This is a genomic window from Methanoculleus marisnigri JR1 (assembly GCF_000015825.1).
Classification (GTDB): Archaea; Halobacteriota; Methanomicrobia; order Methanomicrobiales; family Methanoculleaceae; genus Methanoculleus; species Methanoculleus marisnigri.
Genome location: NC_009051.1, coordinates 2,288,792 through 2,313,641, shown reverse-complemented (window position 1 = coordinate 2,313,641; position 24,850 = coordinate 2,288,792). Strand labels below are relative to the sequence as shown.

The window sequence follows — 24,850 nt, the reverse complement described above, 5'->3', positions numbered from 1 at the left end:
ATATCCCGGCTCATCGGAACGGGTTCCACCACCCGGGGAGATGAATACGGATGTTGTTTGAGAAGATTAAGTCCGATATCCTTGCTCACAACTCATACATCGTCGGGGCGGGCGGGGAGGCGGCGGTCATCGATCCAAGGCGCGACTGCCTGATCTACGCGGCCGTCGCCGAACGCGAGGGCATGAAGATCACGAAGATCTTCGAGACGCACAAAAACGAGGATTACGTCATCGGCTCCCGTGAGCTCGCCCGCCCGACCGGGGCGGAGATCCTGCACGGAGCCCGGGAGGAGTTCGGGTTCGGCACCGGCGTCCACGAAGGGGAGACGTTTACGGTCGGCTCGCTCGAGCTTGAGATCCTGGAGACGCCCGGCCATACCATTGAGAGTATATCGCTCCTGCTCCGCGACCGATCGGTCTCCGGCGATCCTCTGATGGTCTTTACCGGCGATGCGCTCTTTGCCGGGGATGTGGGGAGGACCGATCTCGCCGGCGAGGATAAGCGGCGGGAAATGTCGGAGATGCTGTATGCGAGCCTGCACCAGAAGATCCTCCCGCTCCCCGACAGCACGATCGTCTGCCCCGCCCACGGCGCGGGATCCGTCTGCGGCGGGAACATCGGCGACCGGGAGTACACGACCATCGGTTTTGAGAAGGCGACGAACGGGCTGCTCTCCCTCTCGAAGGAGGAGTTCGTCGAGCGCAAGATGAGCGAGCGGCTCTACGAGCCGCAGTATATTGCGATGATGCGCAAGCTCAACCGGGAAGGGCCGCCCCTGATCTACAACCTGCCGCACCTGAAAGCGTATTCGCCCCGGGATATCCGCTCACTCATGGACCGGGGGGTACAGGTCGTCGATATCCGATCCCCCACGAGTTTCGCCGGCGGGCATATCCCGGGGACCATCAGCATCTGGCGGGAGGGCCTTCCCCTCTACATGGGCTACTACTTAAATTACGAGGACCCGATCGTCCTCGTGGACGACTTCAACCTGGACCTGGATCACGCGGTGCGCCACTTTGTCCGGCTCGGCTACGACAACATCGCGGGATACCTCGCGGGGGGGTTTGCGGCCTGGTTCAAGCAGGGCGAGATCGTCGAGCGCTCCGGCACCTGGTCTCCTCCCGACCTCGCTGAGAACCTGGACGACCCGTCGGTCTGGGTGCTCGACGTCAGGAACGTCAACCACCGGGAGAGGGATGGCCACATCCAGGGGTCGCATCATATCTACGTCGGGCATCTCGAGGAGCATCTCGAGGAGATCCCGGAGGATAAGCGGATCGTCGTCCACTGCGACGCCGGGTACAAGGGGAGCCTTGCGGCGAGCATCCTCGAGAAGCACGGGTTTAGAAACGTCATAAACCTGCTCGGCGGGACCATCGGCTGGAGGGCGGCGAATTATCCGCTGGTCAAAGAAGAGGAGAGAACTGTTTCCGCCTCTCCGCCGCTGTAGGGGCCGGGACGTGTTCAGGCCCCGGATCGGGGTTCAGAGAGCGTCGTCTCCTCCCGCCCGATGCAGACCCTGACCGGAACCCTGCCTTCAAGCGATGCCGCGACCGGCGAGCGCCGGTAGCCGCGGTTCACGAGTTCCTCGATCGTCTCCCGCGGTGCGTCGGCATCCACCCGGACGGTCAGGCGGATCTCCGCGAGTCCCGGTCGAAGATCGCCGATATTGAGGAACCCCCTGAGATCGAGGTCGCCCACAACATCGATCTCGATCGAACCGACCTCGATCCCGTCTTCCGCCGCGCTGTAGGCGATACCGATCGCGATGCAGGCGGAAAGTGCCGCCAGCATCAGTTCCGTCGGGCTTGCCCCCCGGTCGGTCCCGCCGAGGGCGGCCGGTTCGTCGGCCGGGACGGCGAAGTTCCGGGCGATCGTGGTGGAATGGGCGCCGCCGTTCCAGCTGGTGATGGCGGAGAGGGTCTTTCTGCCCGCCGCCGGATCCCCCTGCATCACTGTCTTGAGGGCGTCCACCCGCTCCATATCGACCCCGTTTCGCCCGTTCATGGTCTCCCCCCTATATCAGACGATCGGTTCCGACGGCCGTCCGGCCGATTTCACGAGCCGCACCATCTCGTCGGGATCGGTCGTCGGGATGTCGCAGGCGTAGTTGGTGCAGACGTATGCCGTCGCCTTCTCCTCGATCATCACGATATCGCGGGTAAACCCGGCTACCTCCACGATTTCCGGTTCTTCTTCGTCGGAAGGACGGAAGATGATGACGGCATCGGGCGCGTAGTGCGACCGGATGGCGCCGATCATCGCTCTCGTATCCTCCGCGTCCGGAACACCGGATATGATCACCTCGAAGTTCGGCCCCAGCATGAACTCGAGGCCGGTGAGGAAGTGGGAGCAGGCGGTAGGAGACTCGCTGACGGTTCCTGCAAAGACGCGTCGTATCCGCTCCGCCGTCTCCTCGAGTTCGAGGTTCGCCGTCATCCGTCCGAGGACGAAGAGGGCGTACATGGCCACGCTGTTGCCGGAAGGGATCGCCCCGTCGTAGACCGGTTTCTGGCGGACGGGGACGTCCCCGTCGTCCGGCACGAAGAAGAACCCTCCTTCGTTGCAGTCCCAGTAGCGGGCAATGAGGTCCCGGGAGAGGTCGACGGCGGTCTTGAGGTAGCCGGGGGCAAACGACGCCTCGTAGACCTCGATGAGCGCCCAGATCATGAACGCGTAGTCGTCGAGGGTCGCCGCGAGGCCGGCCTCGCCGCCCCGATAGCGGTGAAGGAGCCGCCCGTCTTCCCGGCGGAGATTGGCGAGGACGAACGCCGCCGCCCTCTCCGCCGCCGCCAGGTAGTCCGGTTCGTCGAAGGCCCGGGCCGCTTTCGCGAGGGCGGCGATCATGAGGGCGTTCCAGTCGGTGAGGATCTTGTCGTCCCTGCCCGGACGGACACGCTGCTTGCGGGCCGCAAGAAGTTTCTGCCGTCCCTCCTCCACGGACCACGCCAGATCGTCTTCCGGGGTTTCGAACTCGTGCGCCCACGATGCGAGGGGCCGGCGCAGGCGGAGGATGTTCCTGCCCGTCCTCTTCCCTCCGGGCTGCTCCCGGTAGTTCCCGGGCTCCGTGACGTTGAAGATCCGCGAAAACCGCTCGCCGTCCTCTTCCCCGAGAACGCCGAGGATCTCGTCCTTCGTCCAGAGGTAGAACTTCCCCTCCTCGCCCTCGCTGTCGGCGTCCTCCGCCGAGTAGAAGCCGCCATCCGGGTCGGTCATCTCCCGCAGGACGTAGGCGATCGTCTCCCGGGCGGTTCTCGCGAACTCCTCTCTCCCCGTCGCAAGGTAAGCCTCCGTGTATGCCATGACGAGGAGCGCCTGGTCGTAGAGCATCTTCTCGAAGTGCGGGACGAACCACTCCGCGTCCGTCGAGTAACGGTGGAACCCATAGCCGACCTGGTCGAAGATCCCCCCCCGCCGCATGGCGTGCAGCGTCTTCTCGACCATCGTGTATGCCGGCTCCTTCCCGGTCCGGTTCCCGTACCGGAGCAGGAAGATGAGGTTGTGCGGGGTAGGGAACCTGGGCGCATCCCCGAACCCCCCGTTCTCCCCGTCGAAGACCCGGAAGAACATGTTGTAAGCCTCGTCGAGGACCGCCTCCGCGAGTTCGCCCTCCTCCGGCGGAGTTCTGGCCGCGCTCTGCAGCGCCTGGAGCACCTGGTCGCCGGCGTTCTCGAGTCCCTGCCGCTGGGTCTGCCAGACCTTGCTGATCCGGGGGATGAGGTCTAAAAGACCGGTCATCCCGTAGCGGCTCTCCTTCGGGATGTAACTCGCTGCAAAGAAGGGTTTCTTATCGGCGGTCATGAGGATGGTGAGCGGCCATCCTCCGGCCCCGGTCAGCGCGTGGGCGGCCGCCATATACACCTGGTCGATATCCGGCCGCTCTTCGCGATCCACCTTGATACAGACAAAGACGTCGTTTAAGAGTTTCGCGACCTGCTGGTCGGCAAACGACTCTTCCTCCATGACATGGCACCAGTGGCAGGCCGAGTAGCCGATGGAGAGGAATATCGGCTTTCCCTCCTCCCGTGCCCGTGAAAAAGCCTCCTCCCCCCAGGGGTACCAGTCGACGGGGTTACGGGCGTGCTGGAGGAGGTAAGGGCTCTGTTCGTTGATCAGCCGGTTTGGTGGCGATTTCTCTTGCATTGGCGCTTCCGGTGCTTCCGGGTCATGTCCGCGTGCCGGGTTCATACCCCTGACGTGCGGATGCAGGCTAATAAAGGTGACTCCTCCCGGTGGGAGGGGTGCCCGTGGGGCGGAAACGCGTATCTCCTGCTATCGGGGCGAAGGGCCCCCGGCGGCGCCTCGCGGTAAAAAAGAAGGTGCGCCCGGGCCGAAGACCCTTCACTCCGCGATGGGGATCTCCTTCGTCTCCTCCGCGGCCGGCTGCATGTAGGGGACGTCCACGGCGAGGAGGCCGTTTCGGAATGTCGCCTTCGCCCTGCTGGTGTCGACCGGACAGCCGATCGCGTAGGTGCCGACGTAGCGTACGTCGCCGCGGGTTGCATCGATGGAAAAACTGGTCTCCTGCATCTTGAACGTGATATCCTTCTTATCGACCCCGGGTAGCTCGATCTCGATGTGAAGGTTCTCTTCGTTCTCATCCGAGTAAGCGCAGACATAGGGTGCGACTCTCAACGCTGCCATCTCATATCCTCCTATTCGGCAACAGAGGTGCGGCGGTGCTATTTAACGTTTGCCTCCCGTCATGACCCGGCCCGGGGGCGGCACCAACCCGCCGACCCGGAGTGCGGGCGGCCGTACTCCGGGACGGAGGTTTTATCTTGCGCTCCTCAAGTATCATGCATGAGCGAGCGGTTCATCTTCACCCGGCACCGCACCCGCTGCTACCACTGCGGCGAGGATGCCGACCAGATCATAAAAGCGGTCTCCGCGCAGGCGCAGGTGTTCTGCTCTGCCTGCGGGGCGACCCGGATATTCATCCCGCGGTTCGAGAACACCGGGGTGGTCGGGACCTGCACGCTGATCGGGCGTTACGATCTATGGACCCTCGAGGCAGACGGACGATGCAAACATTGCGGGGTCGCGGGTCCGCACGACCTCGCGATCGGGTGCAACCACTTCACGACCCGGTGCCGCAACTGCGGTTATGCGCACTTCTACCGGTTCAACCTGGAGTATATGGCGAAAAGCCCTATCGACCAGGAGGTCAGCGCTCCTCCCGAACCATAGCGATCGCCTGTTTCGGGCACTCGTTCGCGCAGATGCCGCACCCCTTGCAGTAGTCGAGGTCAATGTTGAGGTCTTCGTCGATGACCCCGTCCGGGCAGTACTGGGCGCAGAGCCCGCAGGCGTTGCACGTCTCCCTATCCACAACGGGCCGGAACGTCCGCCACGTCCCGGTCTTCCCCGACGCGGCCTCTTTCGGCCTGCTGAGCGCAAGTCTCTCTCTCATACCTTCAGCTCCTCGTATGCCGCTTCAGCAGCTTTCACGTTCCGCTCGTCGGCAAACATCTCCCGGATCGCCTGCAGTGCCGACGGAAGGGTGACGATTCCCACCTTCGCGAGCGCCCCGAGTACCGGGGTGTTGAGGATCGGGCTTCCCGCGACCACCAGGTTCTGTGCAAGCGCGATCCCGGTCAGGTCGACGTGACGGCAGGTTCCGTTGCACCCGGCAACCGGATGGGCGCTGTTTAAGAGAACCGTCCCGTCGGCCTTGAGGCCGTCCAGAACGTCCACCACGTCCATGATGCTCGTGTCGAGCACGATCACGAGATCCGGCTCGTGGATCTGGCTATATACCTTGATTGGTTCGTCGTCGATCCGGACGAACGAGACGACCGGCGCCCCGCGCCGCTCAGCCCCGTAGAACGGGCAGGCGGTCGCGTGCTTTCCGTCCCTGAACGCCGCGAGGGCGAGGAGCTTCGCGGCGGTGACGCCGCCCTGCCCGCCCCGGGAGTGGATCCTGATCTCATACATGGTCGCTCACCCCGAACCACATCTCCTCGCCCGGATGGCGGTTCCGGACAAAGTCCGCGATATCGTTGTAAGTGACCTCCTGGCCGCCGAGGCCGGCGATCACGCTGTAGGGCTCGACGCCGGTCTTCGACCGGATCGAGTGCGCCACCACGCCGCCGAAGCCGAATGAGTAGTCGCGGTCGATCACCACGACGTCGCGCCCGGCGAGATCGAGGTCCGGGAAGGGACGGAACCAGCGCAGGCGCATGGAACCGGCCCTGATCCCTTCGTCGCGGAGGCGGTCGATCGCCACCTCCGCCTCTTTGCCGAGGGTTCCCATCGCGACGACGACGACGTCGGCGTCCTCGCAGCGGTAGTCCTCGGTGGGGCCGTAGGAACGGCCGAACCGCTCCGCAAACTCACGCTCGACTTCCGCGATCACGCCCCGGGAGTCGCGCATCGAGCGCTCGATGTCCCACCGGAACCGGAAGTGGTCGGCCGGCCCGGTCATGGGCCCGTAGCCGAGGGGGTTTGCCGTGTCGATGGCGTGCGGGAGGTGGAAGGGCGGCAGGAAGTCGCCGATCTCCATTGTATCGAGCGACTGCGTGATGTGGCTGAGCGTGAACCCGTCCAGGTTGACCATCACCGGGAGGAGAACCCTCTCGTCCTCGGCGATCTTGAACGCCATCAGGGTGGCGTCGTAGGCCTCCTGGACGGTGCCCACGAAGACCTGCAGCCAGCCCGTGTCGCGCTGGGAAAAGGCGTCGGTGTGCTCCGCCCAGGTGTTCCATCCAGGCCCGAGGGCGCGGTTGACGTTCGCCATCACGATCGGCAGGCGTGCGCCCGCGGCCCAGTGAACCATCTCGTGCATGTAGAGGAGGCCATGAGAACTCGTTGCCGTGAACGTCCGGACGCCCCCGACGCTCGCCCCGATGCAGGCCGCCATCGCCGAGTGCTCGCTCTCCACCGGGATGTAGCGGCTTTCAAGATCGCCGGCGGTGACGTACTCGGCGATCTGCTCGACGATCTCGGTCTGGGGGGTGATCGGGTATGCGGCGATGACGCCGGGTTTCGCGGCCTTCACCGCGTCGGCCACCGCCCTGTTGCCGGTCGCGATCGTCAGCATACGCCTGCCTCCTCGCGGGAGAGCCGCTGGATGCTCTGCTGCACCTGCTGGCGCATCAGATCGAGGGTCTCGGGGCTCAGGTTCTTGAACCGGCCCTGGCCCCCGATGTAGTCCTCGAGAGGCGCCGGCCGCTTCATCGCCGCCTTCGACGGGCCGCTGATCGAGAGTTTCCCGAACTCGCGCTCGTAGAGGATCCATGTCCCGGTCTTCACGGCGAGTTTCCCCATCTCGACCGTCTTCTCCGTGGGGTAGCGCCACCCCGGCGGGCACGGTGCGAGGATGTGGATGAACTTGGGCCCCTCGATCGAGAGCGCCTTCTCGACCTTCTTGTAGAGATCGAGGGGGTAGGCGCTGCAGGCGGTCGCCATGTAGGGCGGGTTGTGCGCCTCGACGATCCTGTCGAGGTCTTTCTTGGTCGTGGGCTTGCCGCCGGGAGTCGTGGTGGTGCGCGCCCCGAGCGGTGTCGAACCCGACCGCTGCATGCCGGTGTTGCCGTATGCCTCGTTGTCGTAGCAGATGTACAGGAAATTGGTGCCGCGCTCGAAAGCGCCGGAGAGGGCCTGAATCCCGATATCGACCGTGCCGCCGTCGCCCGCGTAGACGATGACGTTGGTCTCTCTCCCCATTGCCGCAAACGCCTCGCTCATACCGGAGGCGCAGGCTGCGGCTGCTGCAAACGCCACGTTGTAGACGGGCACGTTCATCGCCGTGGCGGGGTAAATCCCCTGGATAACGCTGGTGCAGCAGGCGGGTACGACCAGGACGGAGTCGGGTCCGGCGGCTTTGAGCACGTAACGCAGACACAGGGAAGAGCTGCACCCCGCGCAGGCGGACGTGCACTTATAGAGATACTCCTCCTTTGGAATCGCTGACAAATTGGTTACACTCCTCGCGTTTATATTTGTCATCAATTGTAATGAGGGTTTTGCGATCCGGTCGCCGGGCGCCCGATGGCCTTCCCGGGAAACGGCCGGCTGCAATGAGGGATCCGTCGAAGAACAGGCCCGGGGCGGCGTCCGGTTTAACCGGACACCTGCGTGCCCCGGCACTCACTTTCGTTCAGTCCCCGGCGTTTTGTCCCGGGGCGCGCCTCCTGCGCGCCAGCTCCGGGCGAAACAGCCGCCGGATCAGGCCTGCGCAGCATTTCAGGCAGAACGGCGTGAAAAACCAGGCTCCCATCTCCATGAGGGGGAAGAGACCTTTGCGGCGTATCCGGTAACGGTAACTCTCGAGGTTCATCTTCATGTAGACCGGCGCGATCTCCTCAAACCACCTGCTTCTGGTGAGCCTGCCTTCGGCGACCGGCCGCGAGATCTCGGATAGGAAGTTCTGGATCTCTTCGGCCATCGGCCCCTCCGCGGGACGGGGTATGAAGTCGTCGTCGATGATGAGCGGCGCCGTCTCATGCGCCCCGACGACGCCGTTCTTCTGCAGGTCGACCGAGAGCATGATCGCCTCCCGCGAGATGTTATGGGGCCAGCGCGGTTCGAACTGGAACATGCCGAGCGAATAGGCAATGAGCCCCCCGTGGTAGCGTTCGATCGCCTGCATGGTATGCGGGTGATGCCCGAGGATCAGGGTGGCCCCGGCATCGATGAGCCGGTGGGCGAGGTCGATCTGCTCGGGAGACGGGTAGTAGGCCATTTCCGTCCCCCAGTGCAACGAGACGGCGATATGATCGCACCGGCCTTTGAGGGACTCGATATCCTTGAGGACGTCCTCCTCGACCAGCCGGTTGACCGAGAGCTCGCGCGATATGGCGAGTTTGCCGATCGTATAGCCCGCAAACCCGATCGAGATGCCGTTCTTCTCGAGGATGACCGGTTCCTGCCGGTCCTCGGTCGCCGAGCCGCCAATGGCGAGGATGCCCCGGCTCTCGAGTGCGTTCAGGGTATTCTTGAATCCCTCGGCACCGAGGTCGCCGGAATGGTTGTTTGCAACGCTCATGACGTCGAACCCCGCCTCCTTCAGGTGCCGGGCCGAATCCGGGCATGTGAAGATCACGTGGTGCTTCTCTGCGGGTTCACCCGTATCCGAGAGGGTGGTCTCCAGGTTCCCGAAGAGGACGTCCTTACCCTCGAGAAGATGGCCGACCTCCCCGAACGGATATTGATAGTTCGCCGTCCGAACCCATATGTCTCCTACTGCAATTAATCTGAGTTCTTGCATGGTTCTCACACCGAAATGCCCCCCTGACCCAGCGGGAGTTCCTGTATCAGGAACTGGTACTTACCGCGCCGGGTGCGGGGAATCTCATCGACGAAGCGGATGGTGACGTCCACGTCGCCGTCGAATTTTCTGTCGAGTTCCCGGAGAATGCGTTCCGTGTCACGGTCGCCGTACCCGGGTTTTTTCACGATTCGTAGCAGGGTCTCTCCCTCCTTCTCCTGGTGAAACTGGAACTGTGCAACGTTGTCGAAGATGTCGGAGTGCATGTTTACCGCGGTCATCGATATGAACCGGCGGTTCTTCGTCACGATGAATTCCTGGAGCCTCCCCTCGACCCGCTCGAGCATCGGGTAGGCACGACCGCAGGTGCAGGCGTCCGTCCCGAGAACCGCGACGTCCAGGGTGCGGTACCGGATGAGGGGGCAGACGAAGTTGGTGAGGTTGGTCGCGACCACCTCGCCCATGGCCCCCGGCCCCTCGACGGGCCGACCATCGCGCCCGATCAGTTCGACGATCCCGTATTCGGGGAAGATGTGGTAGTGGGTGCTCTCCTCGCACTCCCCGGCGAGCACCGTCTGCTCGGAGTTGCCGTACCAGGAGAAGACGCGGCACCCGAATACCTCCTCGAGCAGGTCGCGCTGCCAGGGGTAGAGGTTCTCCGACCCGCAGAGGACGGCTTTGACGGTCGGGAACGGCTCGATGCCGTGCTCCTGCATGTACCGCGCCAGGATCGTCGCCACCGAGGGATACGCCTGGATGAACCGTGGCTTGAACCTCTTGATCCGGTCGATGTAGGCGGGCAGCGTCTCCTCGGTCATGTGGTGGGAGGACATCAGCAGCCACCGGCCGCAGAGGGTCTTCTTCCAGAAGACGCCGTCTCTGGCAGACCCGACGATGTAGCCCCGGAGGACGACGCAGCGGTCGGTGAACCGGTAGCCGACGCGGTCCCACTGGGTCTTCATGAACGCCCATTCCCGGGCGCGGGAGACCCCTTTCTCGTAGTAGAAGCCGACCGGGATCCCGGTGGAGCCGCCGGTGGTGACGTACTCGAAGGCGGACTCCGGGTAGTTCCGGGCTTTCAGGTCGGGGAGGTTGGCCTGAAGATCCTCCCGGGTCAGGAACGGGAGGAGCACCAGGTCGTCGGGGGTCCGGATGTCCTCCGGGACGAGACCGCGCTCCTGAAAGACCCGGCGGTAGTAGGGGACGTTTCGGTAGGCGTGGTCGAGGAGGCGCGAGAGCGCCTGCGCCTGGTAGGCCGCGAGTTCTTCCCGGCTCCATCTTCGGGACTCCCGGAGGAGGGTGTAGGTCTTAATGTATGCAGAGTATGCGGGGAGGATGCGGAGCGCCCTCGCGGTCACAGAATTCTCAAGCCGGAAAGCCCTCGATTCCCGATGATTCAACCGCACACCCATCGGAGGTGCTCATATCCATACTCTGCATTAAACGTTTTGCTCACGGTAGGGCTGGACGACACCGGCAGCACCATGAAGACGACCGGCTTCCCCGGACACCCGGCAGGTTCAGAAGAAGTTCTCGGAGTACGGGATCGCGATCAGATCCCGGTCGGATGCACGGCAAAAGTGTTTCAGGAACTCAGGAAAGAGGTTTTTTTCCGGGATGATCACCCAGATGTCGGCGTATGCACCCGAACCGTTGCCTTCCCACGAGCGGAACGAAACGTCGTCCATGGCGAGGAGGCGGAGTGCGACCATGCCCCTACCTCACGTGCTCCGGTATATAAAGATTTCCTGTCCGCGATGCCGGACGATCCGGCGGAACCTGAGAAAGGTATATATGAGTCCGGGAGATGATTAGAGGTCGCCGAGCCGCAGACTGTATGACTGCGCGGGGGTGACGGAAGGGATGACAGCGATCAGAGTCGAGGACAGAGATACCTGGGATGCCTTCATCGACGAGAGCCCTTCGGGCCTCCTCTTCCATAAGTGGGACTATCTGCACCTGACGGCAAAACATACGAAGAGCACCCTCCTTCCGTACGCGATCTATAAAGGAGACGAGCCGCTCTGCGTGTTTCCGCTCTTCCGGATGCGAATGCATGGCGTCAACGCCGTTTTTTCACCTCCGCCCCTCACGGTGATTCCCCACCTCGGGTGCGTGACGAGCGGGAAGTTCGAGTCGCTCAAGCGAAGCAAGAAAGAATCCCTTCTCGGGGTGATCGCGGAGGAGATACGCGGGGAGTTCCTCGAGTTCTCGCCGAACTACCTCTCGATAGCCTTTGTCCCGGGCTTTCACGATATACGCCACTACCTCTGGGACCGGTGCGATGCACGGGTCCGGTATACCTACACCATCGATCTGGAGCGGCCGCTCGAGGATATCTGGAACAACCTCCACTACAAGCTCCGGAACAAGTTGAAGAAGGAAGCGAAAACGGGTCTCCGGCTGGAAAAATCCGGCGATATCTCCACGCTCCATGCACTCATCTCCGATCGTTACCGTGACCCGTCGCTCGATATCCCGCCGATCAGGCGCGACTACCTCGAGGATCTCGTGCGTGCCTACCCTGACCGGATCGGGGTCTACACCCTCTACGATGCGGAGGACGAGGTCGCAGCCGTGGTGGCCGCTCAGGAGTACAAGCGGTTCCTGCTCTGGATGGGAACGCCGAAGATCGAGAGCGCTCACGCGGGGAACGAGTATCTCCAGTGGCTCCTGATCCGGCATGCACATGCCGAAGGCTACCGGACGTTCGAGAACATGGGTGCGAACAACCCCGATCTGGCCTTCTTCAAATCGAAGTTCAACCCCGATCTTACGATGTACTTTGAGATCGAGAAGAAAGACGCCTTCGGCGCGTTTTCCGAGTGGGCATACCGCTCCTTTGTGAAACGGTTGATGATGGCGACCGGGAGGGTTTAGGGTTCGCAGCCGTCCCTCTTCTCCCCGGTGTCTCGCGGCATCGGGTGACATACGGTATCCCAGAAATCTCGGTTCAGGACTCCCGATGACCGGAAAAGCCGGAATGGATGCCGTGTTCGTGCGGCCGCTCGGGCTCTATGCCCCGGCATGACCTCCCCGGCCGTTACGTTTATATGGCCGACCGCAGGAGGTGGATACTGCCGGAGATCTCCGGTAGAGCGGAGGAAGAACTGTTTGCCGGTCGAGTTCATCGCTGACAGAGATGCCTGGGACGCGTTTGTCGACGAAAGTCCCTCGGGCCTCCTCTTTCATAAGTGGGACTTCCTGACGATCACGAAGCAGCATACCGGGTATATGTTTCTTCCCTGCGGCATCTACAAGGGCGAAGAACTGCTCGCGGTCTGCCCCCTCTTCTGCAGGCGGACGAACGGCGTCACCGTCGTGCTCTCGCCGCCGCCCATGCAGGCGGTCATACCGTATCTCGGGGTGGTCATGGGCAGGGATTATGCAGCGGCAAAGCAGAGCAAGAAGGAGTCGATGCTGCAGGGGGTGGCCGACGGGCTCGAGGAAGTTCTCCGCGATCTCGCGCCGAACTACCTCTCGATGACGTTCGTCCCGGGCTTTCACGACATCCGCCGGTTCATCTGGGACGGATACCGGACCGGGGTCAACTACTCGTATACGATCGACCTCGCACCGTCGATCGAGACCCTCTGGGGGAACGTGAACGCGAAGCTGCGCACGAGCCTCCGGCGGTTCGAGAAGGAAGGTTACCACCTGGAGGAGGGCGACGGTCTCACCCTGTTCTACGAGACGGTGCGCCGGCGGTTCAGCCGCCCGGATATGAACATCCCGATGATCAACCGCGACTACTTCGAGGATATCTTCCGGGCGTATCCGGATCACGCCCATGTCTACCATCTCTACGATCGGGCCGGCGACCTCAAAGGGGTCGGCACGACCCTGGAATACAGGCGTTATATCCTCTGGGTCGGCGGGCCGAAGATCGACGGCACGTCGGCGAACGAGTATCTCCAGTGGTGCCTTATCCGGAACGCGAAAGAGAAGGGTTTCTTGGAGTTCGAGAATACCGGGGCGAACAACCCGAACCTGAACGTGCATAAGGCGAAGTACAACCCGGATCTTGCGATCTTTTTTGAGGTGAGCAGAAAAGACGGCGTGGGCAGGATCGCGGAATGGGCATACAGCAACATCGCCAACAGGCCGCTGATCAAGAAGAGGTTTGTCCCCTACGTCAGGTGATCGGGAGGGGCCTGCAGGTGCCAGGAATCTCCCGGGTCCGCTTAAATCGCTGCAGCTCCGCTCTCACCGGCGTTACCGGGAAAGATATAAATATACCCTCCGGGTATCCTGTATCGGGCCCGGTCAGGCATGACCGTTCGGCTGGAAGTCAGACTCTATGGTGCTCGAACTTGTTAAAGACAGGGGCGTGTGGGATTCATTTGTCGATGCAAGTCCGTACGGGCTGCTTTTCCACAGGTGGGACTACATAACGATCACAGCCCGGCATACGGGGTACCGGCTCCTCCCGTACGGCATCTACAAGGGGGAAGAACTCGTCTGCCTCGCCCCGCTCTTCTTCAGGAGCGTGCACGGGGTCAAGACGCTCTTCTCGCCGCCGCCCATGCAGGCGGTCATCCCCTACCTGGGCCTTATCCCGGCGAAGGATTTTGCCGCGTTGAAACTGGGCAAACAGGAGGCGATCATGGATCTCGTTGCGACGGATCTCTCTGCAGAGATCGACGCGATATCGCCGCACTACTTCTCTCTGACCTTCGTCCCCGGCCTCATCGACGTCAGGCAGTTCATCTGGAGGGGGTATACGCCGAAGGTCCACTACACCTACGTGATCGATCTTACGCGGCCGCTCGAGACGATCTGGGGCGATTTCCACTACAAACTCCGGAATAAGATCAGAAAAGCCGAGAAGGCCGGGATGGATCTCGTGCGGAGCACCGATATCTCGGATCTTTATACGGCGCTTGCCGGGCGGTTCAGCCAGCCGGACATGAACATCCCGATGATCAGCAGGCGTTACTTTGAGGACGTCTTCCGGGCGTACCCGGATCATCTCGCGGCATACTACCTCTACGACCGGGAAGGTGCGCTCACGGGGGCCGTCGCCACCCAGGAGTACAAGCGGTTCCTGCTCTGGATGGGCACGCCGCGGATCGAGAGTGTTCACGCAGGGAACGAGTATCTCCAGTGGCTTCTGGTCCAGCGTGCACGGGCCGAAGGCTACTCGTACCTGGAGAACATCGGGGCGAACACGCCCGACCTCAACTTCTTCAAGTCAAAGTTCTGTTCGGTTCTCGGCATTTACATGGAGGTCTGCCGGAAGGATATCGTCGGGGCCCTGGCGGAATGGGCATACAGTTCCGTCTTCAACAATCCCCGGCTGAAACGCAGAGTCGTCCCCTACATCGACTGAGCCCGTCAGAGGTCGCCGATCGAGATGGGGATCTTCTGGATGAGGTACCGGAACTTGCCGCCTTCGGTGCGGGGGATCTCGTCGACGAAGCGGACGTGGACGTTCACCCCGTCGCCGAGCTGGCACCGGAGTTCGTCGGTCAGCTGCCGGGTGTCCTTCTCGGTGTAGGCGGGTTTTTTGACGACCTTCATGATGAGTTCGCCCACCTCCTCCTGGTACATCTGGAACTGCCTGATGTTCTCGAACGCCTCCGACTCGTAGTTGATGGGGGTGACGGAGATCAGGTGCCCGCTCCGGGTTACGATGAACTCCTGGAGCCTCCCCTCCACCTTCTCGAGCAGGGGGTACTGTCTGCCGCACGAGCACTGCTTCTCCGTGGCGACCGCGACGTCCATGGTGCGGTACCGGATGAGGGGGCAGACGAAGTTGGTGAGGTTGGTCGCGACCACCTCGCCCATGGCCCCCGGCCCTTCGACGGGCCGGCCGTCCCTTCCGATCAGTTCGACGATCCCGTATTCGGGGAAGATGTGGTAGTGGGTGCTCTCCTCGCACTCCCCGGCGAGCACCGTCTGCTCGGAGTTGCCGTACCAGGAGAAGACGCGGCAGCCGAATACCTCCTCGAGCAGGTCGCGTTGCCAGGGGTAGAGGTTCTCCGACCCGCAGAGGACGGCTTTGACGGTCGGGAACGGCTCGATGCCGTGTTCCCGCATGTGCCGCGCCAGGATCACGGCCGTGGAGGGGTAAGCGTGGATGAAGCGGGGCTTGAACGTCCGGATCCAGATGATATAGTCCGGCAGGGTTTCCTCGGTCATCTGGTGGGAGGACATGATCAGCCACCGGCCGAAGAGCGCTCGCCTCCAGTAGGTGCCGCTGGATGCCCCGTCCACGATGTGTCCCCGGAGTATGACGCAACGGTCGCCGAACCGGTAGCCGACGCGGTCCCACTGGGTCTTCATGAACGCCCATTCCCGGGCACGGGAGGCCCCTTTCTCGTAGTAGAACCCCATGGGGGTGCCGGTGGAGCCGGACGTGCGCACGTATTCGAAGGCGGACTCCGGGTAGTTCCGGGCCTTCAGGTCGGGGAGGTTGGCCTGGACGATCTCCTTGGTCAGGAACGGGAGGAGCACCAGGTCGTCGGGGGTCCGGATGTCCTCCGGGACGAGACCGCGCTCCTGAAAGACCCGGCGGTAGTAGGGGACGTTTCGGTAGGCGTGGTCGAGGAGGTGCGAGAGCGCCTGCGTCTGGTAGGCCGCGAGTTCTTCCTGGCTCCACCACTGTGACCGCTGGAGGAGCGCGTACATCTGCCGGTAGGTGCGGTAAGACGGCACCAGGCTGAGTGCCTTTACGGTGAGCGGGTTCGCGCGCGACACCCATCGATGAAGACCTGCCTTCGTATCCATACCTCCCGGATCAGGCGAGCAGATCTGAGGACACATGCTCGACACCCCCCCCCTCCCGTTCGCTGAAGTGTATCGGCAGATCCTGAACGAAGTAGCGATACTTGCCGCGGGCAGTGAGCGGTATGTTGTCGACGTACCTGATGGTGATAAGAACGTCGTCGCCGCAACTCCGGCTCACTTCCCGGTAGAGGTACTCCGCGTCCTGCTTGCTGAACGTCGGTTTTCTCACGATATTCAGTATGACTTCCCCGACCTTCATCTGGTAGAACTGAAACTGTTTAACGTTATCGAACGCATTGGTATCGATGTTCATGGCAATCCCGGAGAGAAGTTCGCCTTTGCCCGTCACGATGAAGTCCTGAACCCTCCCTTCCACGCGCTCGAGCACCGGGTAGTTCCGCCCGCAGGAACAGCCTCTCCCGGCCGCCGTGGCAAGGTCCATGGTGCGGTATCGGATGAGGGGGCAGACGAAGTTGGTGAGGTTGGTCGCGACCACCTCGCCCATGGCCCCCGGCCCCTCGACGGGCCGACCATCGCGCCCGATCAGTTCGACGATCCCGTATTCGGGGAAGATGTGGTAGTGGGTGCTCTCCTCGCACTCCCCGGCGAGCACCGTCTGCTCGGAGTTGCCGTACCAGGAGAAGACGCGGCACCCGAATACCTCCTCGAGCAGGTCGCGTTGCCAGGGGTAGAGGTTCTCCGACCCGCAGAGGACGGCTTTGACGGTCGGGAACGGCTCGATGCCGTGCTCCCGCATGTGCCGCGCCAGGATCACGGCCGTGGAGGGGTATCCCTGGATGAATCGTGGCTTGAACCTCTTGATCCGGTCGATGTAGGCGGGCAGCGTCTCCTCGGTCATGTGATGGGAGGACATCAGCAGCCATCGGCCGCAGAGGGTCTTCTTCCAGAAGACGCCGTCTCTGGCAGACCCGACGATGTAGCCCCGGAGGACGACGCAGCGGTCGGTGAACCGGTAGCCGACGCGGTCCCACTGGGTCTTCATGAACGCCCATTCCCGGGCGCGGGAGACCCCTTTCTCGTAGTAGAAGCCGACCGGGATCCCGGTGGAGCCGCCGGTGGTGACGTACTCGAAGGCGGACTCCGGGTAGTTCCGGGCCTTCAGGTCGGGGAGGTTGGCCTGGACGATCTCCTTGGTCAGGAACGGGAGGAGCACCAGGTCGTCGGGGGTCCGGATGTCCTCCGGGACGAGACCGCGCTCCTGAAAGACCCGGCGGTAGTAGGGGACGTTTCGGTAGGCGTGGTCGAGGAGGCGCGAGAGCGCCTGCGCCTGGTAGGCCGCGAGTTCTTCCCGGCTCCACCTCTGGGACTCCCGGAGGAGGGTGTAGGTCTTTCGATAGACGTTATAGGCCGGGAGAAGCCCGAGAGCTTTTGCAGTGAACGATTCCCTGCCGCAGATCCTCTCTCCCAGTCGAATCATAATCTTCGTTCCCCTTCTCATACGCTCTTCTGCCGTATCTGCCGAAAATGCACGGTGATATCGCATCTTCGCCCCATTGGTTTCCGGTTTTTACCGGGCTCGTTTTTCCTGTTTTCCGGGTGATCCGCCCGGACGACCCTCCACCGGTGCATCGGGATACTATACCCCTGAACAACGTATATAAAAATTGGCATACCGTCATCTCTCCCATTCGGGATCAGGGTTCTGTGGACGAACGGATCGTCCTCCGGGGGAATACGGTGGGAGTCCGGATCCGATTCTTCTCAATGGACTGCCTGATTTCCCGGATTTCTTGTCAAAATTTCCCGGATTTCCTGTCAGAGAAAACCTTTTCGCGAACATGGCCCGATAATCGGACTAATTGGATAAACTATAAATATGCGAAAGCCTATCAGGGGTATGTCTTGGTAAGATAAGGCGACAGTCACCGGGGACGTGCGCCTTCGGCATGAAGGTGCCTGCCCGGAACAGGGGGGATAATAATTCTAGATAGGGCCGTACCTGATAGCAGTAGCAGCGCAGAGACCTTCACGGGTCACTCATCGGAGAATGATATTCTAAACGAGATCCGAGCACTGGCCGGGGGGCTGCGCAAACGGAATGGAAACGCTCCGCACGACCTCGATTTTACGGTTCCCATCGGCTGGGAGGAGCGGATAGGGCACCTCGACGATCAGCCTATCAGGCGGTTGATCATCTTCCTCCGTTCCACGGGGTGCGAATGGGTCGAGAAGACGGGAGGGTGCACCATGTGCGGTTTTTACTGTGCAACGTCCCGGGGCCGGGAGGTATCGGCGGACGAATACATCGCGCAGTTCGAGCACGTGATGGATGCCGTCGATCTCGGGGATTACCCGATCGTCTCGATATACAACGACGGCAATATCTTTAACGAACGCGAGATGCCGGTTGCCGCCATCGAGAAGATCTGTTCGTACATCGACGGCTACAAAAACATCCGGAAGGTGGTCGTCGAGTCGAGGATCGATTATTCCCCCGACGAGCACGTGGCAAAGATGAAGAAGGCCTTGAACGGGCGGCAGCTCGAGGTGGCGTTCGGGTTCGAGTCTGCAAACGCCCAGGTGATGAACCTCTGCATCAACAAGGGGTTCTCGGCGAACAACTTCGATCTCTTCCATTCGAGGATGCGGGGGATGGGCGTGCTGACAAAACCGCTCCTCCTGGTAAAACCGCCGTTTCTCACCGAAGGAGAAGCGATAGACGATATCCTGCGGACCATCTCCTACTGCATCTCCCGCGGGATCGACTACGTCGACCTCGAGGTGACGACGGTCGAGAAGAACACGGTCGTGCACGAACTCTGGAAGAACGACCTTTACCGCCCGCCGTGGCTCTGGACGCTCGTCGAACTCCTGCAGCAGTGCCGGGAGCGGTTCGGGAACCGTGCTCACGTCTACGTCAGCCCCTGGAACTACTCGGTCGAGTCGCTCGACTGGGCCCGGAACTGCGGGAAGTGCGATGCCGAGATCACGGAGGCGATCCAGCGATACAACTCCCGTTTCGACACGACAGAGTTCGACGGACTGGACGGCTCGTGCCGGGAGGAATGGAAGGAGGCCGTTACGGCAGAAGATCCCCGCACGATCCCGGAGCGGATCCGCGAGCAGCTGGCGTATATCCAAAGTACCCAGCCTTCTTCTTCGTAAGCGTTGAACCCGGCCCGGATATGGGGGCCCGGGCTTTCCCCGGGTGTTTTTTTGCTCGACGCTCCGGAGAACGACTGTCCGCAGGATGCGATGGCCCGCAGGGTGCGACGTTCCAACGGAATGCGACTGCCCGTAAGGGCAGGAGCTTGAGCACTGATAAGTGCGAACGGAACATGAGAAGCCGTCAGGCTTCGATTCCGGAGCTTGAGAAACCCGAAGGGTTTCGGACAGGAGTTCGAGAAGACCGAAGGTCTTCGAGGCGTGAGCGAAAGCGAACGTGAGCACCGTTAGGTGCGAGGAGCGGAGCGGGAGCACCTTTAGGTGCGACTTGCGATGTTTCGCAGGAACGGAGCATGAGAATCCGTTAGTGGGGCATTGCGTCTGGATTTCACCACCCGCGGGTATGGGGGGAGACTCTGGAGAAGAACGGCGTCCCGGCTTTCCACCGGCCGTTGCCGGGGCGGGGAAAACGACTGCTGGAACAGCAGGAGTTTGAGCACCGCAGGTGCGAGTGAGGAGGCCGGAGGCCGGGCGGGGTGGAGGTTCGTGGTGTCCTCGAATCTGGTAGAGACAGGGGAGGGGGTTCACCCCCTTCGCACCTCCGGTGCTCAAGCTCGCTTCGCTCGCACTTCCCACCTGACGGTGGTCGAGCTCCGGTTCTACGAACCATCGCACTCCCCGCGGGCCGCCACCCCCATGGCGATATGCGACTGGCCGAAGGGCAGGAGCACGAGCACCGAAGGTGCGTAGTCCCCACGGTCCACTGCATGGGGAGGCTCTGGAGAAGAACGGGGTTCCGGCTCGCTTCCGGGACACGGCTTTCCCCCGGCTTCGCACCGTCGGTGCTCTAGCTCCGGTTCTCCGAACCATCGCTTATCGCTATGACTGCCCCCGCCCCCCACGGGCGGGGAACGACTCTGCCGGAGCGTAGCGAACGGCGGGAGTTTGAGCACCGCAGGTGCGTCTGAGGAGCGCGAAGCGCGGGCGGGGTGGGGGGTTGTAGGCATTATTGTAGCAGGGTAGAGACAGGGGAAGGGGCATGCCCCCTCGAAGAACTTCGTTCTTCTCGTGTTCGCTACGCTCGCACTCCCCGTGAGCCGCCCCCCGCGATGGTGATGTCACCACGCACTGCCCTCGCTGTGGCGGGGCAAAAAACCTGCTCTCAACGCTTAAACCACATCACAACCCCACCCGCCCGGTATCGATCTCCTGCGCCGCCCCGGTATCGATCGACTCCCATGCCGCGAACGTTGCGAGCGTCGTCGCGACGTTGCCGGCGAAGTCCGGTTCCTCGCCCTTCACGAACGCCAGGAGTTCCTCGGCAAACCCCTTCTCCTGGGCGAGCCACCGCTTCTCCCTCGATGCCTTCCCCTCCCGCCGGAGTTCGAGGTCGCGGAAGTCGGTGATCCTCCCGACGGCGTTGCCGGCGAAGACCTCGACGGTCTCTTTGGGGTAGGAGCGATCCCCGAGCGTCGTGTAGGTGACGGTGCCGAGCGACCCGTCGTCGAACGTCAGGGTCGCCTGGAAGTTGTCGTACTTCTGGAGCGTCCCGGTCGGCTCGATTGCCCGGGCAACGACCTGGACCGGCCGCGCCCCGGTGACGTACTGCATGAAGTCGATGAAGTGGCAGCACTCCGAGATCAGCATCCCGCCGCCCTGCTCGTCGTCGTGCACCCAGTGTTCGGGCGGGATCTGCCCGGCGTTGACCCGGTAGTGCAGGACGGCGGGGGTTGCCCGGTTTGCGAAGAACCCCTTCATCCTCACCGCAAGCGGGGAGTGGCGGCGGTTGAACCCGACCATCAGCCGCTGGCCGGACTCGTTTCTGGCCTCGACGATCCGGCGGAGACTCTCGATATCGGTCGCGAGCGGCTTCTCCACGAAGACGTCTTTTCCGGCATAGAGCGCGTCGATCGCCATCGGCGCGTGGAGATCGTTTCTCGTCGCGATCATCACCGCGTCGATATCGGGATCGTCGAGGATCTTATGGTAGTCGGTGGTGCAGTAGGAAAAGCCGTACTTCTTTGCGACCGTCTGCGCCGAGAGTCCCGTCGCGGTCGCAAGCCCCCCGAGGTTCACCGGGAGGTTCGGCAGGAGGGGATAGAGGGCGCTCTGGGCATGGACCCCGGCGCCGATACACCCGAGCGTCCGGGCCGCGGCCGGAACCTTGCGCTTCCGTGCGCCGGGCTTTGCGAGGCTGACGACGGTGCCGGAGGCGCCCGAACCGTTCGGGCTGTACTGCAGGAGAACCCCGATGAACCGTTCCTTTCCTGTGTTGATGAGGTCGTAGGCCCCCGGCGCGTCGTCGAGCGGAAAGGTATGGGTGATCAGGCGGTCGAGATCGATCTTCTTCTGCCGCACCAGTTCGAGAAACGCCTCCATGTTCCTCTTCTCCGTCCACCTGACGTAGATCGGGTAGTCGATCCCCCGCTCCTCGTAGTTCCTGTCGTAGCGGCCGGGGCCGTAGGAGCGGGAGACGACGACTTCCGCCTCCTTCTCGTAGAAGACATCCCGGGGCACGTCCATGCCGACGTTCCCGACGACCACGACCCTGCCTTTATCCCTGACCAGGCGGCCGGCGGCCTCGATTGGGGCGCTCGATCTGGTGGCCGCGGTGATGATGACTGCGTCCGCCCCGAACGACGATAACGCCCGCGCCCTCTCGAAGAGGCCGTCGTAGTTCGAGACGACGTCCGCACCGAGCTCAGCCGCAAGCGCAAGTTTTTCGGGGTCGATATCGATCCCGATCACCCGGCATCCCGCGGCTTTGAGGATCTGCACCGAGAGAAGCCCGATCAGCCCGAGCCCGATCACCGCGACGTTCTCGCCCACCGAGACTTCGGCGTTCCGGACGCCGTGCATCGCGATCGACCCGACGGTCGTGAACGCCGCTTCCTTAAAGCCGACACCGTCGGGGATCCTGACGCAGAGGTTCTTCGGGACCGCAACATACTCGGCATGCACCGCGTACCCTGCTCCGGCACAGGCGACGCGGTCGCCGACCTCGAACTCGTCGGATGCCGTTGTCACCACCGTGCCCGCAGAACTGTAGCCGAGCGGTTCGGGTTTGGAGAGACGGCTCATCGCCTGCTGGTAGGCCGAGAGAGGGCCGTCCGTTCCGACCTTCTGGAGGACTTTCTTCACGTCGTCGGGGCGTGCCTTCGCCTTGCCGACGAGCGACTGCTGTGCGAGGTTGATCAGCGACGACTCCGTGCCGGCGCTGATGAGGGAGTAGGCGTTCTCGACGACGACCCCCCTCGTTACGGCGGGAACGGGAACGTTCTCCACCTGGATGGACCCTGACTGCAGATTGAGCAATACCTGTTTCACGTAGATTCCCCCCAGATTCCCGACTGGCTGAGACAGTCGAGCACCTCCGAGGTCATGAAGAGATCGGGGAAGTTATTCGACGGTTCCACGGTCGACGACCGGATTCCGAGCACCCGGCAGAGGGCTTCGAAGGATCGCGTCTCTGCGGTTTCGCCGTACCGCCTGCGGGCGATCTCGCGGTACATGCCGTAGCCGAACCGGAACGCCCGGTGCCGCAATGGGTAGTGCCCGAGCGACGCCGTCTTCGCCGCCGTGGCGACGGACGGGACGAGACCAAGCCACGAGCCCGGTTCCCACCGGGGTGCAAGCCCCTGCACGTCCTTCTCAAGCCGGCCAAGGCAGAGGTTGGCGTGTTCCCGGTAACGCTCGTCCGCCCGCGACGCATAGACGAAGGAGGCCAGGGCGAACGCGTATGCACCGGAAAGGTAGTAGGCGAAGGATAGCCCGCTCCGCGACCAGTCGAACCGCCCGTCGGGACGCTGGGCGTCCGCGAGCCACCGCACCCCTTTAGCGATGCTTTCGTCGATCCGCTCGTCGCACAGGACGTCGTTTGCCTTGGCGAGGTAGTAGATCGTCACCCCCTGGTAGTGCACGCAGGGGAGTTTGAAGACGAAAGGATAGGTCCCCTTATCGACCGCGTAGGGGTAGACGCCGCATTTACACTGGTGGCTGACGACGTTCTCCGCCGCCCGAAGCGCCGCCGCACGGGCGTCCTCGTCGCCGTAGCGTTCCGCATACCGGGCGAGGAACGCCCCGCAGGAGGCGTCGACGTTCAGGTGGTCGGCGGTGTACCCCCGGGACTTCAGGAAGCACCCGCGGTTTCTTTCGGCGGCGAGGACGAAGTCCCCGGCTTTTTGGAGTGCCTCCTCGTGCGGATACCGCTCCGCTGCCTCCAGGAGCGCGTCGCCGATAAACGCCGTGATCAGGGCCGAAGGCTCGTTGTAGTTGACGTGAACCTCGTTCCATGACCCGTCCGGGTTCTGGCATCCTGCGGCGTAGTTCAGGATCGGGCCCACGAGCGGGTCGCCGTCTAACCGGAGCAGCGTCTTCGCGACCTCGGCATGCACGCGGTTCCGGATGACCGGGAAGACCGGGTCGCGGATGTACGCGGTCTCCCCGTCGACGACGGCGAGCCCCCTGACCTCCCCGGCAACGCGGGAGAGAAGCGATCTTACGCGCCCGTCCATGTCATCCTCTCGATACATTGCTTCAGTTTCAGGGCGATCGATCGCCGGTCGTAGTGCTCCGCGACGTACTCCCGGCCACGGCGCCCCATCTCCTCCATCTTCTCCGGGTCGTCGAGGAGCGCAGAAAGCGTCGCGGCGATCGCCTCCGGCGTGTTGTCGGCGATGACCCCTGCACCCGACTCCCTCGCGAGCTGGGCGATCTCGCCGTTCCCGCAGCCGACGAAGGGTATCCCGCACGCCATGTACTCGTAGGCCTTGGTGGGGGCGGCGTACTCGAGGTTCGCGAGCCGCTTTAAGGGCGCCACCCCCACGAGCGATTCCGAGAGCAGCCGCGGGATCTCCTCGCGCGGAAGGGTGCCCGTGAAGATGACGGAGTCGGTCAGGCTCTCCGCCTTCACCAGCCTCTCAAGGCTCTCCCTGGTGTCGCCGTCGCCGACGATGACGAACTTCAGGTTATAGGTGCCGTTCATCGACTTGATGGCGAGGGCCACCTTATCGAGATCCTGGGCGTGTCCGACGTTTCCTGCGTAGATGATCTGCCGCTTCTTCCCGCCGTCTGTGGGCTGGAAGAACTCGGTATTGACGCCGTTCGGCATCAGTTCCATGGGAGCGGTAACCCGGTAGTGCGACGAGATCCTCCGCCCGAGTTCTTCCGTCGTGACCCCGATGAGATCTGCCCGGGCAAGGCACATCTGCTCGAACTTCCGGCTCATCCTCTCGTAGATGCTCCCCTCCCGGAGGAAACCAAGGCCTATCGATGCATCGATCCAGAGATCGCGGACATCGAGGATCCACTTCACCCTTGATGTCCGCTTCAGGACGTACCCCGGGATCCCGGTGAAGAGCGGCGGCGCCGACGTCATGATTGCGTCGAACCGGCTCCGGGTGAAGAGGAGCCAGAGTGCGGCGTGGATCGGGAATAAGAGGTAGTAGGCCATCCTACTCCCAAACCCCGGATCACCGGTGCCCGGCTGCCAGGTCCAGAGGCGGACGACCCGGAGCCCGTCGACCTCCTGCATGCCCGAGCGCTTCCAGGTACGGGGGAACGATCCGGTAGGAAACGTGGGGTGCGGCGCAAGCACGGTCACGCCGATCCCCAGTTTTGCAAGGTGTACGGCGGTGTCGTGTATTCGTGACGCGTTTCCCGATTTCTCCGGCGGAAAGTGTTGTGATACGATGCATACCTGTTTCATGCAACTCCTCGTGGTATTTGAATGATCGTGGAAGGCCGGTCGATGGTTCCCGCCCTGCGAAACCGCGTAC

The 24,850-nt window shown here is 62.8% G+C and carries 21 protein-coding genes; 6 read left to right on the top strand and 15 right to left on the bottom strand.

Annotated elements, in window-relative coordinates; genetic code table 11:
• Positions 1-50: 50 nt before the first annotated feature.
• Positions 51-1,454, top strand: coding sequence for an MBL fold metallo-hydrolase (locus tag MEMAR_RS11480; protein WP_011845158.1), 1,404 nt, complete (start codon positions 51-53; stop codon positions 1,452-1,454).
• A gap of 14 nt (positions 1,455-1,468) precedes the next feature.
• Here MEMAR_RS11480 and MEMAR_RS11475 read toward each other — a convergent pair whose 3' ends face one another.
• The 3 genes from MEMAR_RS11475 to MEMAR_RS11465 form a co-directional block, all read right to left on the bottom strand.
• Entirely contained in the window at positions 1,469-2,011 is a 543-nt protein-coding gene (locus tag MEMAR_RS11475) for an OsmC family protein (protein ID WP_011845157.1), read from the bottom strand.
• Positions 2,012-2,026: 15 nt separating this feature from the next.
• The gene (locus MEMAR_RS11470) at positions 2,027-4,147 is read right to left on the bottom strand and encodes a thioredoxin domain-containing protein (protein ID WP_048063857.1); all 2,121 of its coding nucleotides are present in this window, start codon (positions 4,145-4,147) and stop codon (positions 2,027-2,029) included.
• A 198-nt stretch (positions 4,148-4,345) separates the two neighbouring features.
• Positions 4,346-4,648: an Hsp20/alpha crystallin family protein gene (locus tag MEMAR_RS11465; RefSeq protein ID WP_011845155.1), complete on the bottom strand. Its 303-nt coding sequence runs from the start codon at positions 4,646-4,648 to the stop codon at positions 4,346-4,348.
• 159 nt (positions 4,649-4,807) lie between these two features.
• Here MEMAR_RS11465 and MEMAR_RS11460 point away from each other — a divergent pair, with 159 nt between their 5' ends.
• Positions 4,808-5,194 (top strand): hypothetical protein, encoded by a 387-nt coding sequence (locus MEMAR_RS11460; protein ID WP_011845154.1) that lies wholly within the window; start codon positions 4,808-4,810, stop codon positions 5,192-5,194.
• Here MEMAR_RS11460 and MEMAR_RS11455 read toward each other — a convergent pair.
• The 7 genes from MEMAR_RS11455 to MEMAR_RS11425 all read right to left on the bottom strand — a co-directional run bounded on the left by MEMAR_RS11455 (position 5,172) and on the right by MEMAR_RS11425 (position 10,927).
• Entirely contained in the window at positions 5,172-5,417 is a 246-nt protein-coding gene (locus MEMAR_RS11455; protein ID WP_011845153.1) for a 4Fe-4S binding protein, read from the bottom strand. The genes MEMAR_RS11460 and MEMAR_RS11455 overlap by 23 nt on opposite strands.
• Entirely contained in the window at positions 5,414-5,941 is a 528-nt protein-coding gene (locus MEMAR_RS11450; protein ID WP_011845152.1) for a 2-oxoacid:acceptor oxidoreductase family protein, read from the bottom strand. Before MEMAR_RS11450 ends, MEMAR_RS11455 begins: the two co-directional genes overlap by 4 nt.
• Positions 5,934-7,046 (bottom strand): transketolase C-terminal domain-containing protein, encoded by a 1,113-nt coding sequence (locus MEMAR_RS11445; RefSeq protein WP_011845151.1) that lies wholly within the window; start codon positions 7,044-7,046, stop codon positions 5,934-5,936. Before MEMAR_RS11445 ends, MEMAR_RS11450 begins: the two co-directional genes overlap by 8 nt.
• Positions 7,040-7,954 (bottom strand): thiamine pyrophosphate-dependent enzyme, encoded by a 915-nt coding sequence (locus MEMAR_RS11440; protein ID WP_011845150.1) that lies wholly within the window; start codon positions 7,952-7,954, stop codon positions 7,040-7,042. The genes MEMAR_RS11445 and MEMAR_RS11440 overlap by 7 nt, the downstream gene beginning before the upstream one ends.
• Before the next feature lie 151 nt (positions 7,955-8,105).
• Positions 8,106-9,215, bottom strand: coding sequence for a CapA family protein (locus MEMAR_RS11435; protein ID WP_011845149.1), 1,110 nt, complete (start codon positions 9,213-9,215; stop codon positions 8,106-8,108).
• Between the two features lie 5 nt (positions 9,216-9,220).
• On the bottom strand, positions 9,221-10,573 hold the full coding sequence (locus MEMAR_RS11430; protein WP_011845148.1) for a phenylacetate--CoA ligase family protein: 1,353 nt from the start codon (positions 10,571-10,573) through the stop codon (positions 9,221-9,223).
• Between the two features lie 162 nt (positions 10,574-10,735).
• Positions 10,736-10,927 carry a hypothetical protein gene (locus MEMAR_RS11425; RefSeq protein ID WP_011845147.1) on the bottom strand — a complete coding sequence of 64 codons (192 nt, stop codon included), beginning with the start codon at positions 10,925-10,927 and terminating at the stop codon, positions 10,736-10,738.
• A gap of 151 nt (positions 10,928-11,078) precedes the next feature.
• On the opposite strand from MEMAR_RS11425, the gene MEMAR_RS11420 reads away from it, so the two are divergent.
• From MEMAR_RS11420 to MEMAR_RS11410, 3 genes are all read left to right on the top strand, one after another.
• The gene (locus tag MEMAR_RS11420; RefSeq protein ID WP_011845146.1) at positions 11,079-12,095 is read left to right on the top strand and encodes a GNAT family N-acetyltransferase; all 1,017 of its coding nucleotides are present in this window, start codon (positions 11,079-11,081) and stop codon (positions 12,093-12,095) included.
• Between the two features lie 234 nt (positions 12,096-12,329).
• Positions 12,330-13,358: a GNAT family N-acetyltransferase gene (locus tag MEMAR_RS11415; protein WP_011845145.1), complete on the top strand. Its 1,029-nt coding sequence runs from the start codon at positions 12,330-12,332 to the stop codon at positions 13,356-13,358.
• Between the two features lie 187 nt (positions 13,359-13,545).
• The gene (locus MEMAR_RS11410; RefSeq protein WP_319638633.1) at positions 13,546-14,547 is read left to right on the top strand and encodes a GNAT family N-acetyltransferase; all 1,002 of its coding nucleotides are present in this window, start codon (positions 13,546-13,548) and stop codon (positions 14,545-14,547) included.
• 5 nt (positions 14,548-14,552) lie between these two features.
• On the opposite strand, the gene MEMAR_RS11405 is transcribed toward MEMAR_RS11410, so the two are convergent.
• Both MEMAR_RS11405 and MEMAR_RS11400 read right to left on the bottom strand, forming a co-directional pair.
• On the bottom strand, positions 14,553-15,947 hold the full coding sequence (locus MEMAR_RS11405) for a phenylacetate--CoA ligase family protein (RefSeq protein WP_011845143.1): 1,395 nt from the start codon (positions 15,945-15,947) through the stop codon (positions 14,553-14,555).
• A 10-nt stretch (positions 15,948-15,957) separates the two neighbouring features.
• On the bottom strand, positions 15,958-17,385 hold the full coding sequence (locus MEMAR_RS11400) for a phenylacetate--CoA ligase family protein (protein ID WP_011845142.1): 1,428 nt from the start codon (positions 17,383-17,385) through the stop codon (positions 15,958-15,960).
• Between the two features lie 479 nt (positions 17,386-17,864).
• Here MEMAR_RS11400 and MEMAR_RS11395 point away from each other — a divergent pair, with 479 nt between their 5' ends.
• Positions 17,865-19,073, top strand: coding sequence for an archaeosine biosynthesis radical SAM protein RaSEA (locus MEMAR_RS11395; RefSeq protein ID WP_143706407.1), 1,209 nt, complete (start codon positions 17,865-17,867; stop codon positions 19,071-19,073).
• A gap of 1,179 nt (positions 19,074-20,252) precedes the next feature.
• Here the strand turns inward: MEMAR_RS11395 and MEMAR_RS11390 are convergent.
• The 3 genes from MEMAR_RS11390 to MEMAR_RS11380 are packed head-to-tail and all read right to left on the bottom strand — an operon-like array spanning position 20,253 to position 24,780.
• Positions 20,253-22,400, bottom strand: a complete 2,148-nt coding sequence (locus MEMAR_RS11390; protein WP_011845139.1) for a bi-domain-containing oxidoreductase — start codon at positions 22,398-22,400, stop codon at positions 20,253-20,255.
• On the bottom strand, positions 22,397-23,587 hold the full coding sequence (locus MEMAR_RS11385) for a prenyltransferase/squalene oxidase repeat-containing protein (protein WP_011845138.1): 1,191 nt from the start codon (positions 23,585-23,587) through the stop codon (positions 22,397-22,399). Before MEMAR_RS11385 ends, MEMAR_RS11390 begins: the two co-directional genes overlap by 4 nt.
• Entirely contained in the window at positions 23,572-24,780 is a 1,209-nt protein-coding gene (locus MEMAR_RS11380; RefSeq protein ID WP_011845137.1) for a glycosyltransferase family 4 protein, read from the bottom strand. Before MEMAR_RS11380 ends, MEMAR_RS11385 begins: the two co-directional genes overlap by 16 nt.
• Positions 24,781-24,850: the final 70 nt, after the last annotated feature.

Coding starts and splice junctions, on each gene's coding strand:
- MEMAR_RS11470 (WP_048063857.1), bottom strand. CDS start 4,147: ATGCAAGAGAAATCGCCACCAAACCGGCTGATCAACGAACAGAGCCCT.
- MEMAR_RS11475 (WP_011845157.1), bottom strand. CDS start 2,011: ATGAACGGGCGAAACGGGGTCGATATGGAGCGGGTGGACGCCCTCAAG.
- MEMAR_RS11460 (WP_011845154.1), top strand. CDS start 4,808: ATGAGCGAGCGGTTCATCTTCACCCGGCACCGCACCCGCTGCTACCAC.
- MEMAR_RS11445 (WP_011845151.1), bottom strand. CDS start 7,046: ATGCTGACGATCGCGACCGGCAACAGGGCGGTGGCCGACGCGGTGAAG.
- MEMAR_RS11440 (WP_011845150.1), bottom strand. CDS start 7,954: ATGACAAATATAAACGCGAGGAGTGTAACCAATTTGTCAGCGATTCCA.
- MEMAR_RS11455 (WP_011845153.1), bottom strand. CDS start 5,417: ATGAGAGAGAGACTTGCGCTCAGCAGGCCGAAAGAGGCCGCGTCGGGG.
- MEMAR_RS11450 (WP_011845152.1), bottom strand. CDS start 5,941: ATGTATGAGATCAGGATCCACTCCCGGGGCGGGCAGGGCGGCGTCACC.
- MEMAR_RS11405 (WP_011845143.1), bottom strand. CDS start 15,947: ATGGATACGAAGGCAGGTCTTCATCGATGGGTGTCGCGCGCGAACCCG.
- MEMAR_RS11380 (WP_011845137.1), bottom strand. CDS start 24,780: ATGAAACAGGTATGCATCGTATCACAACACTTTCCGCCGGAGAAATCG.
- MEMAR_RS11420 (WP_011845146.1), top strand. CDS start 11,079: ATGACAGCGATCAGAGTCGAGGACAGAGATACCTGGGATGCCTTCATC.
- MEMAR_RS11400 (WP_011845142.1), bottom strand. CDS start 17,385: ATGATTCGACTGGGAGAGAGGATCTGCGGCAGGGAATCGTTCACTGCA.
- MEMAR_RS11465 (WP_011845155.1), bottom strand. CDS start 4,648: ATGGCAGCGTTGAGAGTCGCACCCTATGTCTGCGCTTACTCGGATGAG.
- MEMAR_RS11480 (WP_011845158.1), top strand. CDS start 51: ATGTTGTTTGAGAAGATTAAGTCCGATATCCTTGCTCACAACTCATAC.
- MEMAR_RS11435 (WP_011845149.1), bottom strand. CDS start 9,215: ATGCAAGAACTCAGATTAATTGCAGTAGGAGACATATGGGTTCGGACG.
- MEMAR_RS11385 (WP_011845138.1), bottom strand. CDS start 23,587: ATGGACGGGCGCGTAAGATCGCTTCTCTCCCGCGTTGCCGGGGAGGTC.
- MEMAR_RS11425 (WP_011845147.1), bottom strand. CDS start 10,927: ATGGTCGCACTCCGCCTCCTCGCCATGGACGACGTTTCGTTCCGCTCG.